Raw genomic sequence first — 12,126 nt, 5'->3', positions numbered from 1 at the left:
GTGCAACTATATAAGTCTTGTGAATAAATCAATAAATAAATATAATTTAAATTGAGATGAGGTGATTATGTTGAACTTGGGGGAAAGTTTAAAAAGACTAAGAAAAGAAAGAAATCTATCACAAGAACAACTTGCTGAAATGCTAAATGTATCTAGGCAAGCTATATCAAAATGGGAATCCAATAAAACATATCCAGATATAGAAAATTTAATACTATTAAGAAATCTATTTAATGTAACTTTAGATGATTTGATAGTTAATACAAATAAAACTGAAGCTGAAGATACGATTATACCAGGTAAATTACCTACTGATAATATCGCAGATTATGATAAAAATGAGGAAGAAAATGACCCATCAGATAATTTAATTATAGGTGGTTTTATAATTGGCATCTCAATTGGATTTGTCACAAGTAATTTTATGTGGGGGATAGTTGGTAGTTTTATAGGTATGGGAATTAGTTATATACTGGACTATATAAAAAAATAGAATAAATTAAATTTTAAAAAAGTTAAACCTACAGATTTACTTTTAGTTGAAGATTGAGGTAGTTTTTCTGATGCTATATTAGATAATAATTATCTAGGTATAACCACTTACTTTTTAATTATTGATAAGAAAGAAAATAAATTTATTAAACAATTTTAGTACATTTACTGTAGTACACTTAAAAATAAAACTTTATAATAATGAATAATTAACATAGACCATATAAGATAATTACTTATGTGGTTATTTTTTAGTGAAGAAATTACTTATAGTATAGCAAATAACTATACTATAAGTAATAGATACAGTTTTTATGTGTATAGTATATAACATAGAATAAAAAACAAAGAATATATTTAATTGATATTAAAAAGAATTTAAGAATAGATAGTATCTCTAAGTTTAAAAAAATGAATATTAATATATAATTAACTCGAAAAACATATAGTTTTATAAGATAATTTAGAAGAATATTTAAAAATACGTATTAAAAATAGCAATGGTCAATCAGACTTGTAGAGTTAATACAAAACACTGTAGATAGTATATTTAAATTGATATGATTTTCTATTATTTTTTCCATAATTTCAATGGTTTTATCTTATTTTTCTATTTAGAAAAGGACTGATTTAAAGTTCAAGTTATGATATAATTTCATTAAAAGAAGGCAAATTTTAGATAAATATCAGAAAATTATGGTTAAGAAACAATAAGTTCCACCCTATATATAAAATTAATCAAGTTTTGTTTGCAATAAATCAAACCTATTGCCTAAATTAGAAGAAATCAATTTGTATAATTTTTGAAGTTGTAGCATTAGGGAAATCAACAATAGCCATACCTTTAGCATTCAAGCTGGACGATGTGTGAAAATTTAAAAGTTAAATAAAACAATATTGTAAATAAAATAATTTGACACACTGATTATTCACTTTTATCATTATGCTAATTAGCACAATAGATTAGAAGTGGGTATAAAGAGAGGAGGATAATTAAAAATGAAGCAAGAAGATACTGGGACACATCGAATGTGTAAAGAAGAGAAAGTAACAAATAATGAAGTTATTTCAGAGGACATGCTAAAAGCTATGGATATTGGAGTTAGTAAGCATATTTTAGATGATTCATTTACAATTATCTGGGGAAATACAGCTTTTTATCAGTTGTTGGGATATACAGAGAAAGAATTTTTGTCTCATTTTTCTAGTCTTAGACATTATTATGAAGATAATCTTTATCATTTTGAAGCTATGAAAAGTCATTTTTTAGATGCTTATCAGAATGGTAAGAAAAGTGTAGAATATCAAACTTGCATTCCAGTAAATCATGGAGAATATGTTTGGGTAATAATGACTGGTATATTAGTTGAGCCACAGGAGGATGGAAAAGCAATAGTCTATATCATATATTCAAATATTGATGAGTTAAAAATTAGACAGAATGAACTATATGAGATGGAAAAAGAAAGTACAGAGAGTTTTAAGTGGATGATGTCAGAGTATGCTGGAAATGTATATATAAGTGATATGGATACATATGAGTTGTTGTACGTAAATAAACAGTCATGTAATACTCTACAGGCATCAGCAAATGAGGTGATTGGGAAAAAATGCTATGAGGTAATTCAAGGTAGAACTTCCCCATGTCCATTCTGTACCAATTCATGTTTAAAAAAAGATGAGACATATGAATGGGAGTTTTACAATTCCAAGTTGAAGCGAACATTTATGATTAAAAATCGTATGATAAATTGGGAAGGACACAGAGCACGCATAGAGTTGTCTTATGATATGTACAGTTCTGAGTATAAACTTGCAAAAAAAGATCAGGAAAGAGAATCAATCCTGAAAACTATTCCAGCAGGAATGATTCGAATGGATGCAAGGGATTATCTTACAATACTCTGGTATAATGATATATTTCTGAATATGATTGAATATACAAAGGAGCAGTTTAAAGAGGAACTTAATAGCCAATGTTTATATTTATATCCTGAGGATTATAAGCGTGCGAAGATGATGGCGCAAGATTTAAAAGAGTCTGGAGATAATGTTGTATTTGAAGCAAGAGCATATACGCGCTCAAAAGAAGAACGTATATGGACTATCACTCTATGTTATATTAGTGGAGAAGACAGTTGGGATGGAATACCATCTTTTTATAGTGTAGGACTTGATATTACAAAAGAAAGAAAACAGATTGAGAAATTGCAATACATAGCAGAGAAAGATGCATTGACAGGAATTTATAATCGTGCTGAAACAGAAAAGCAGATTAAGGAATATGTTGAACAAAATTTAGATGCTATGGGTGCGCTATTTATGATTGATACAGATAATTTCAAACATATTAATGATACAGAAGGTCACATGATTGGAGACATAGTGCTCACAGAGATGGCATCAGGCATGAAAAAAATAATGCGCGATAGTGATGTTGTTGGCAGAATAGGTGGAGATGAGTTTGCAATTTTTATGAAGAACATTTCTTCAACTAAAGATGCAGAAAAGAAAGCAGAAGAATTGCTGTATATGTTCCGTCATCTATTTCAGAAAGAAAAAAGCTCTGTAAAAGTAACCTGTAGTATTGGAATCTCTATATATCCGAAAGATGGTAATACATTCAAGGAAATGTATACAAGAGCTGATAAGGCTTTATATCAGGCAAAAAGTTTGGGTAAAAACAATTATGTCATCTATAATCATGATGCCTTTAAAGGCTTGGAAGAATTGAATTACTCTTCTCTTGGGACAGCTATTGATTCAGAAAAAAAATACGTCGAATCTTCTGATAATCTTACACGTTATATATTCCGTGTCCTTTATCAGACCGATAATATAGACCAGACGATTAATATGATACTTGAAATTATTGGTAAGCAGTTTAATGTGAGTCGTGCTTATATCTTTGAAAATTCAGAAGATGGTCGATACACTTCTAATACTTATGAATGGTGTAATGAGGGAATCATTCCTCAAATAGAATACTTGCAAAATGCTGATTATGAGGACTATGGAGATTATGAAAAACTCTTTGAAGATGATTCTGTTTTCTATTGTCGTGATGTACATACATTAAGTCCTGAATTAGAGGAATTGTTTTCTAGTCAAGACATACATTCCACACTTCAATGTGCATATAGAGAAGATGAGGTATTCAGAGGATTTGTTGGATTTGATGAATGTACTGGTCTACGTCTATGGACACAAGAAGAAGTCAGTACATTAGCTTTGATTTCTCAAGTTCTATCAATATTTTTGCAACGTAAGAAAAAGAAGAAATTAAATCAACAGATGCAGCAATACCAGGCTATTATAGATAGTATTGATCAATGTATTTATGTTGTTGATAAGGAAGATAATTTGTTATTGTATGGAAATAAAAGATTTAAGAGTACATATCCTAAATTACATATTGGGCAGTATTGTAATTATGACTCTATAGATATTAATAAGACTCCTATAACATGGAATCAAAAGGAAGCATATTTATGTGTCAGTATGATTTAGTAGTAAAAGAAGTACTATGTTGGACATAAATTAAATTTTACTTTAGACAAAATATTTTCGTTGACTATAGGAAATATTAGAGTTCTTATTTAAGGAATTAGGTAAATTTTGTAATGATATTGAAATATCAATTTATAAAAAATAGTATTAGTTTTAGAAGCAGTTGATTATAACAGATTGACTGTTTTTTCTTTTATAAATATTTAAAACTATAAGTACAAGGCTATATTTGTCAATATAAGTATAATGTGGTATCATATAGGCTCAAAAGAAATTTTATATATTTAAAGATAAAATTAAAAATAATAAATGGAGGACATATGAATATGGAAAATTTGCCAAATTGCCCGAAATGTAATTCAGAATATACTTATGAAGATGGAACTCTTCTAGTTTGCCCAGAATGCTCTCATGAGTGGACTTTAGAACTAGATACAGAAGAAGATACAAACATTATTAAAGATGTAAATGGAAATGTGTTAAATGATGGAGATGCTGTGACAGTAATCAGAGACCTTAAAGTAAAAGGAAGTTCATCATCTATAAAAATAGGAACAAAAGTAAAAAGTATACGTTTAATTCATGATCCATCTGATGGGCATGATATAGAATGTAAAATAGATGGTTTTGGAGCTATGAAACTAAAGTCTTCTGTTGTCAAAAAAGCATAGTATAAAAAATTTGTGGTATTTATGAAATAATCTATATAGCTATTATACAAATATAAATTTAAGACTTTAATGTAGTAATAGAAAATTCATTAGGAGGGTAACGTATGTGTTATTTTTTAAAAGGTGAAGAACAAGATTATTATGTAAATAAAGTAATGGAAGAAATGAAAAAAGTAGTACCTATAGTATACAGATGCTGTGAAGATAGTGAAGATGGAGAAGCAGTAGTTGGGTGTGACGAAAATGGGGAAGCAAAGTTATGGATAACATTTGGCCCAAATGAAAGATTAGAAATGGATAAACACATAGAAAAAGGTACATTACTAGAATATATTATTGGTTAAGAAAGAAATCATATGATTTCTTTCTTTTTTTGTGACAACTTTAGATTATATATTTGAAAAGAAAATTAATGATGTAATACAAACATCAATTCACATTGGAGAATAAAAAGCGAAAAATTTTTAGTTTATTCTGCAATGTGTAATATTAGACTATTGTGGATGCAAAAACTATTGGCATGAAAAAGGCATTGTCACAAATATTAATATTGATAGATTACTGTATACTATTGGAATAAAGGACACTTTAACTTATAATTAAGAAGAAGTAATTTTGTATAAATAGTTTAAAAATGACTTGTTAATAAATATTAATTTATATTATAAAATGTAAAAATAAAAGGAGAGTAAATATGAAAGCTATACATAGAGATACATATAATAATCAATTATTTAAAGATTTAAAAATTGATTGTGAAAAGTGCTTTGGACTTTGTTGTGTGGCACTTTATTTTTCTGCTTCAGAAGGTTTTCCTGCTGATAAGGAATCAGGTAAGCCATGCACTAACTTACAATCAGATTTTAAATGTTCTGTACATAAAAATCTTAGAAATCAAGGATTTAGAGGCTGTACTACGTATGATTGCTTTGGTTCGGGTCAAAAGGTAGCACAGGTAACATACAAGGGAAAAAACTGGATACAAGAGCCAGAATTAGCAAACCAGATGTTTGAAGTATTTTTAATTATGAGGCAGTTACATGAAATGTTATGGTATCTTAAAGAAGCATCTACATTAGATATACCTAATTCAATCAAAGAAAAACTCAATCTAATAATTGAAGAAACTGATGAGCTAACTAATATGAGTCCAGAACAACTAATAGATTTAGATATAATATCACATCGAACAAAAGTTAATTCATTATTGTCACAAGCTAGTGACTTTGTACTAGAAAAAGCTAAATCCTTTGTAAAGACTTCTAATTTTAAAAATAAGAAAAAATTAAGTAAAAGTATAGATTTAATAGGAGTAGACCTTAGAAAAACAAATTTAATAGGAGCAGATTTAAAAGGTAAATTTCTTATAGCGGCTAATTTAAGGGAAACAGATTTAAGTGGTGCTAATTTGATAGGGGCAGATTTAAGAGACTGCGATATTAGAGGGGCAAATCTTAAAAATAGTGTATTCCTTACACAATTACAGATTAATACTGCAAAGGGAGATTCTAATACGAAGTTACCAGATACACTAGTACATCCTAAATACTGGGATAAATAATTAAATTATTACATAACTTTACAAAATATGAACCTTTTTGACTCCAGTTCATAGTATATATTAGAGATTCTTTAGAGGAATTTCTTAATATATAATATAATAGGAGAGATATAAAAATGAGTTGTCAAAATTGTAAATGTGAAAAAAATTATATGTATGAGGATTATAAATATAATAAGTGTAATAAGTGCTATAATGACTATGAAGAAATGACACATGTCCATGAATACTCAGAAAGTGTTAAATTAGCAGAAGAATGTGAAGATAGACATAATCATCGTGCTGCAGGAGTTACAGGTGAAGTTATACCAATAAATGGCGGAACAAATCATGTTCATAAAATAAATGATAATGTAGATTTTCTTGACCATTTCCACAAGATATGTGTTACAACAGGTCCAGCAATTAATATACCAGGAACTAATAAGCATGTTCACTTAGTATGTGGAAATACTACTGTTAGTGATGGTCATTGCCATAAATTCCTTTTTACTACTCAAATAGAAGCACCTTTAGTATAAACTAAGGTAAATTATTGTAGCAAATTTATTGAATGTAAGTAAAGTATAAAAGTGTATTATATACAATGTTTAAACTTAATGAGGACTATGATATTAGCTTTCATAGTCCTTTATAACTTCTATCTTTGATAAAAAAGAATATTCATTTATAAGTATCAGAGGCATTTTAACTAGTATTCAACAATGAATTTATTTGCCCAAAATACATGATTATAAATTATAATAAACTATTTACAAAATAAAATTTTATTGTGATTATACTTAACATAAGGTTGTACTATGTAATTAAAATATACTATGGAGAGGAGACTATTATGAGCTCTGAAATAGTTTTTGAAGTTAAACAAAGGAGTGCAAAAGAGCTTCAAGAGATGTTACAAATTTGGGAATCATCAGTAAGAGCAACACATGATTTTTTGACAAAAAAAGATATTGAATCTTTGAAGCCAGTAGTTAAAATTGGTTTGACACAAGTAGAAACTATGGTTTGTTTAAAAGTTGATAACATGATTAAAGCTTTTATGGGAATAGATAAAGATAAAATTGAAATGTTATTTATAAAAGATGAATATAGGGGTAATGGTATTGGAAAAAAACTAATATTATATGCTATAGATAAATACAATATAAAATATGTTGATGTAAATGAACAAAATAAAAAAGCAGTGGGATTTTATATTCACTTAGGATTTAAAGAGTTTGATAGGTCTGAAATAGATGGGCAAGGGAATCCATTTCCAATATTACATATGAGGCTAAGTTAATATAGATATAGTTAAATGAAAAAATATGCATATGAAAATATAAATATGCATATAGAGAATTCTACAACTTAAATAAAATTGTAATTGTCCTAATCTATTTGGGTAAATATGATACTATATTTGCTACAGAACTTACAAATGATAATACACTAAAATATGACTGTAAAGAAGGAAGAAAGTTATATTTAGTTATTGTTTGATATGTCCAATAAAATAATATTATAAAATGATAGACCTTATAATTTTAATTCTAGCAATTAAATTTGAAAATAATTTATTTTATTTTCTATAGATTCAGCACTATATTAAATATATAAGCAAATACAAGTTAATAGTAAAAAGCACTTTCTTAAGAAGAAGAAAGTGCTTTTTTATTTGTGAATAGTTGTAAATATAATAATTTGAGAGATATTAAATTATAAATTATTAAAAGATAATATATATTTAAGTGATTTACAGGTTAAAATATAATAAAAAGATTAAGGGGATATCATGAAAAAGAAAGTTTTAAATAATTTTATAAAATTGGTGAAATATAACTGGAGTACATTAATTCTATTTGAGCTATTTCATAAAGGATTAGCTTTGTTGATTATATTACCATCAATCAAACTTGTATTAAGTAGTTCTATGAAAAGTGCAAATATAGTGTATTTAAGTACTGATAACATAGGAGAAATATTAACGAATCCTCTATCAATAATATTAGCCATACTGTCAATTATAATATTGGCGTTTTATATGTTTTTTGAATTTACTTCAGTGATTATTTGTTTTGATAAATCACGAATTTCTGAAAAAATTACTTTGTTTAAACTTATTAAATTATCCTTAAGAAAATCTATAAACATATTGAATCCTAAAAATATATTATTATTTGTGTTTGTATTACTAATAGTTCCATTAACGAATATAGCCCTAACCTCAGGCTTTATAGGGAAAATAAAACTTCCTGAATATATATTGGATTATATAAGTTCTAATATTGTTCTGAATATAATTTATATGGTTTTAATTTTAATATTATATATATCAGTCATTAGATGGATTTTTAGTATACATGAGGTAACTCTAAATACAAATAGTTTTAAAGAAGCAAGGAAAAAAAGTGCTAGCCTTACAAAAGGAAAAGCAATAAAATTAATACTTTATTCCTTAGGATTATCTCTAATAATTACTGTTATGGGGTATATAATTTATCATGTTATTATTATATTGATAGGAATATGGACTAAAAATTACACAAATGCAAACTTTTTAAAAGATATATTTATTAGTAGATGCATTATGTTTAATGATTATGCAGCATTTATTTCATCAATAGCTATATTTATAATTAGTACTGGATTTATTTCTGCATTTTATTATGAATATAATGACATTCGTGTCTATAAAAAGAATCTAGAAAAACAAAAAAACTCAATAAAGTCAGTATTAAAAGTTACTTTGAAAATAGTAGTAATTTTATTTATCTTACATATTGAGTCAATGATGTACTCTTTAAATAATGATATTTTATTTAATACTTCATTTTTTTACAACACAACAGCAACGGCTCACAGGGTTTCAGCGTTGGTTGCTCCAGAAAACACTATAGCAGCATTTAAAGAAACCTTCATAACTCAAGCTGAATATGCTGAAATTGATGTTCAAGAAACTAAAGATGGAGAGTTGATTTTATTTCATGACTCTAATTTTGAAAGAGTCGCTGGTGTAAATAAAAATGTTTGGGAAGTGAATTATGATGAAATTAAGACATATGATGTAGGAAGTCATTTTAGGTCAGATTTTGCTGGGGAGAAAATACCAACTCTTGATGAGGCAATGAAGTATTCTAAAGGCAAAATAAAATTGCTAATAGAAATAAAGCTTAATGGTCATGAAAAAACTGATGTAGAAAAAAGAGTATTAGAGCTAATTAAATCAAATAGAATAGATAATCAATGCGTTGTAGCATCCATGAATAAAAATGTATTAAAAAGGGTTAAAAAATTAAATCCCAATATGGTAACTTGTTATTTAACAGCAGTTGCATATGGGAATTTTTATGACTGGGACTATGTTGACATATATGGAATAGAGTCCACCTTTATAAATAAAAAGGTAGTAGATAACATACATCAAAAAGGAAAACAAGTTTTTGTATGGACTATTAATAGCAGTAAATTAATGAAAAAAATGATTATTTTAAATGTAGATAGTATAATTACAGATAATCCATTTTTAGTAGATGATGCAATTTATTGGCAGAAAAATGGATTCATAAATAGAGTAGCTAATTATTTATTTAGGCATGATTCTGATAAAGATATAATTGAAGTGTATTAGACTAAAAAATGTGCAAATTGCAAAATAATAATATATTTATTTTATAATATTTTTAAATAACCGTATCATAGTGAAGAGATACGGTTATTTTTATTTGTTAATAACTTTGTGTCTGTAATCATTTCCCCATTCATGCATTGAATTTAGAACTGGCTCAAGACTATAACCAGTTTCTGTTAGAGTATATTCTACCTTTGGAGGAACTTCTGGATAAACTTTTCTAGTTACTAAGTCACTTTCTTCCATAGACCTTAAGTTTGATGTTAAAACTTTTTGAGTTATATCTCCAATAGATTTTTTGATTTCACCAAATCTTTTAGTACCATCTAATAGCTCTCGTATAATTAATACCTTCCATCGATTACTGATGAGTTGTAAAGTAATCTCTACAGGACATTCAGGTAAATCTTTTTTCATAAATCACAACATCCTTTCTTTAATAATCTTCTTTAAAGTATTATATCATTTTAGGGAATACGTATAAAAATTTCTTTTAAATATATAAGTATTAAAAAAATAAACTGTGCCAATAGTTTCTATTAGGTAACTATAGTACTTTAAAGTGCTTACTATACAATAGATACTAATGAGTTTATTATATTATTAAAAAAATAAAAAATACAACAAATTATTTTAGGGGGTAGATGAAATGAATGAAGTAGTAAAATTTTTAAAGGAAAATCCAGTTCAATATTTTGCAACAATAGGAGCGGATGGAAAGCCAAAAGTTCGCCCATTCCAATTTATGATTGAAGAATGTGGAAAATTATATTTTTGTACAAGTAATGAAAAAGATGTATTTAAACAAGTTAAAAAAAGCCCATATGTAGAAATAACTACATCAACTCCTGAATTTGCTTGGATAAGACTATGTGGAAAAGTCATATTCTCAGACAATAAGGATATAAAGAAAAAAATAATTGAATCTAGTGAACTTGTTAAATCAATCTATAAGAATGAAGATAATCCTACTTTTGAAATATTTTATCTTGAGGACGCTAAGGCTGTAATCTCAGATTTTTCAGGCGAGCCACCAAAAGAATATAGTATTTAATACAAAAAAATAATTAATATCAAGAGCTAGCAATATTATTTTAACAACATTAAAATAGAATTTAAGTTAGATGATAATATTATCCTTGTTTTAACATAATTAATTTTAAGAAATAAAATAAATGTTTAAAAATCTTATACAAATCCATCACATTACAAATATATAAGAGAGTCATATTATATGAAATTAAATGATTCTCTTGTTTATTTGTATAAGTTTATATATTGACATTGACGCTACGTAATTCTATATACTTTATTTTAAAGGAGATGATAAAAATGAATATTGTAGAGGTACGCTCAGATAAAATATATAAAAAAATAATGAATGCACCTGCAAATAAGAAAGAGGATATATACAGATATGAGTTGATGAAGCCTTTTGAGTTTAAATGGATGTGTATAAATGTTCCAATCACTGCAAAACAAGAAGGTGGATATGATGTAATTATGGCAAGTGATATGATGGGGGTTTTATCTCCAAAAGATATTAATGAAAGTCAAATAAATAACATAGATATTCTATCCAATGACAAACTTTGGAACAAGTGTAAAGAAACTATTGAAAGTTCCATAAAGCCTTTTATAAAAGAGGGGTATAAATTGAACACTGAGGAGTATAAATTTTCAATATTATTAGCAAATCCAGAAAACCCTTATACAATATTAAGTGATGGATATTTTGGTGATGGTGGAATTCCAGGATATATATTTTTATCAATAGTCCCAAATGAGTATACTATTAATAGGTTACCAGCAGCACTAGCACATGAATGTAATCACAATATTCGATTTCAATTTATAAATTGGAGTAATAACATAACTTTAGAAGAAATGATGATAAATGAAGGTCTTGCAGAAAACTTTGCAACATGGATGTTTGGGGATGATATGGTAGGGCCTTGGGTTAGTAAGACTGACATTGAGACACTGAATAGCTATATAAAGCCAATAATCAAAAGTGGCTTAAAAGAAACTGGATTTCAAAATATAATATCATATCTTTATGGTGATGATATAGCTAAAATGCAAGGATATTTTCCAGTAGGACTACCTTATTGTGCAGGATATGCCTGTGGTTACTATATGATTAAGTATTATTTAGAAAAAACAAACAAGTCAATAGTGGAGGCTACTTTATTACCATATAGTGAAATCATAGAGGAAGTAAGGGAATTTTGGGATTAAATCTATAAGTTGCATAATCTAAAAAAGATTATGCAATT

At 27.1% G+C, this 12,126-nt stretch carries 11 protein-coding genes; 10 read left to right on the top strand and 1 reads right to left on the bottom strand.

Going from position 1 to position 12,126, the window contains the following annotated elements; translation table 11 throughout:
- Positions 1 to 67 precede the first annotated feature (67 nt).
- The 8 genes from IC218_RS17475 (at position 68) to IC218_RS17440 (ending at position 9,847) form a co-directional block, all read left to right on the top strand.
- Complete coding sequence (locus IC218_RS17475; RefSeq protein ID WP_227825067.1) at positions 68 to 493, top strand: helix-turn-helix domain-containing protein; 426 nt, start codon at positions 68 to 70, stop codon at positions 491 to 493.
- Positions 494 to 1,491: 998 nt separating this feature from the next.
- Positions 1,492 to 4,002, top strand: coding sequence for a diguanylate cyclase domain-containing protein (locus IC218_RS17470; protein WP_227825066.1), 2,511 nt, complete (start codon positions 1,492 to 1,494; stop codon positions 4,000 to 4,002).
- A 326-nt stretch (positions 4,003 to 4,328) separates the two neighbouring features.
- Positions 4,329 to 4,673, top strand: coding sequence for a zinc ribbon domain-containing protein YjdM (locus IC218_RS17465; RefSeq protein WP_227436468.1), 345 nt, complete (start codon positions 4,329 to 4,331; stop codon positions 4,671 to 4,673).
- 104 nt (positions 4,674 to 4,777) lie between these two features.
- On the top strand, positions 4,778 to 5,017 hold the full coding sequence (locus IC218_RS17460; RefSeq protein WP_227436466.1) for a hypothetical protein: 240 nt from the start codon (positions 4,778 to 4,780) through the stop codon (positions 5,015 to 5,017).
- Between the two features lie 350 nt (positions 5,018 to 5,367).
- Complete coding sequence (locus IC218_RS17455; protein WP_227483302.1) at positions 5,368 to 6,234, top strand: pentapeptide repeat-containing protein; 867 nt, start codon at positions 5,368 to 5,370, stop codon at positions 6,232 to 6,234.
- A gap of 116 nt (positions 6,235 to 6,350) precedes the next feature.
- Positions 6,351 to 6,755, top strand: a complete 405-nt coding sequence (locus IC218_RS17450) for a YmaF family protein (protein ID WP_227436462.1) — start codon at positions 6,351 to 6,353, stop codon at positions 6,753 to 6,755.
- 314 nt (positions 6,756 to 7,069) lie between these two features.
- A complete protein-coding gene (locus IC218_RS17445; RefSeq protein WP_227483301.1) occupies positions 7,070 to 7,519 on the top strand; it encodes a GNAT family N-acetyltransferase in 450 nt (149 codons plus the stop codon).
- Positions 7,520 to 8,011: 492 nt separating this feature from the next.
- Positions 8,012 to 9,847 carry a glycerophosphodiester phosphodiesterase gene (locus IC218_RS17440; RefSeq protein ID WP_227825065.1) on the top strand — a complete coding sequence of 612 codons (1,836 nt, stop codon included), beginning with the start codon at positions 8,012 to 8,014 and terminating at the stop codon, positions 9,845 to 9,847.
- Between the two features lie 90 nt (positions 9,848 to 9,937).
- On the opposite strand, the gene IC218_RS17435 is transcribed toward IC218_RS17440, so the two are convergent.
- On the bottom strand, positions 9,938 to 10,264 hold the full coding sequence (locus tag IC218_RS17435; RefSeq protein ID WP_227436457.1) for a winged helix-turn-helix transcriptional regulator: 327 nt from the start codon (positions 10,262 to 10,264) through the stop codon (positions 9,938 to 9,940).
- Between the two features lie 232 nt (positions 10,265 to 10,496).
- Here IC218_RS17435 and IC218_RS17430 point away from each other — a divergent pair, with 232 nt between their 5' ends.
- Both IC218_RS17430 and IC218_RS17425 read left to right on the top strand, forming a co-directional pair.
- Positions 10,497 to 10,901: a pyridoxamine 5'-phosphate oxidase family protein gene (locus IC218_RS17430; RefSeq protein WP_227436455.1), complete on the top strand. Its 405-nt coding sequence runs from the start codon at positions 10,497 to 10,499 to the stop codon at positions 10,899 to 10,901.
- 278 nt (positions 10,902 to 11,179) lie between these two features.
- Positions 11,180 to 12,088 (top strand): DUF2268 domain-containing protein, encoded by a 909-nt coding sequence (locus IC218_RS17425; RefSeq protein ID WP_227825064.1) that lies wholly within the window; start codon positions 11,180 to 11,182, stop codon positions 12,086 to 12,088.
- The last annotated feature ends 38 nt before the right edge of the window (positions 12,089 to 12,126 follow it).

This window comes from Clostridioides sp. ES-S-0005-03, assembly GCF_020658455.1.
GTDB lineage: Bacteria > Bacillota > Clostridia > Peptostreptococcales > Peptostreptococcaceae > Clostridioides.
The sequence above is the reverse complement of the archived record's forward strand: the minus strand, read 5'-3'. Positions and strand labels throughout refer to the sequence as shown.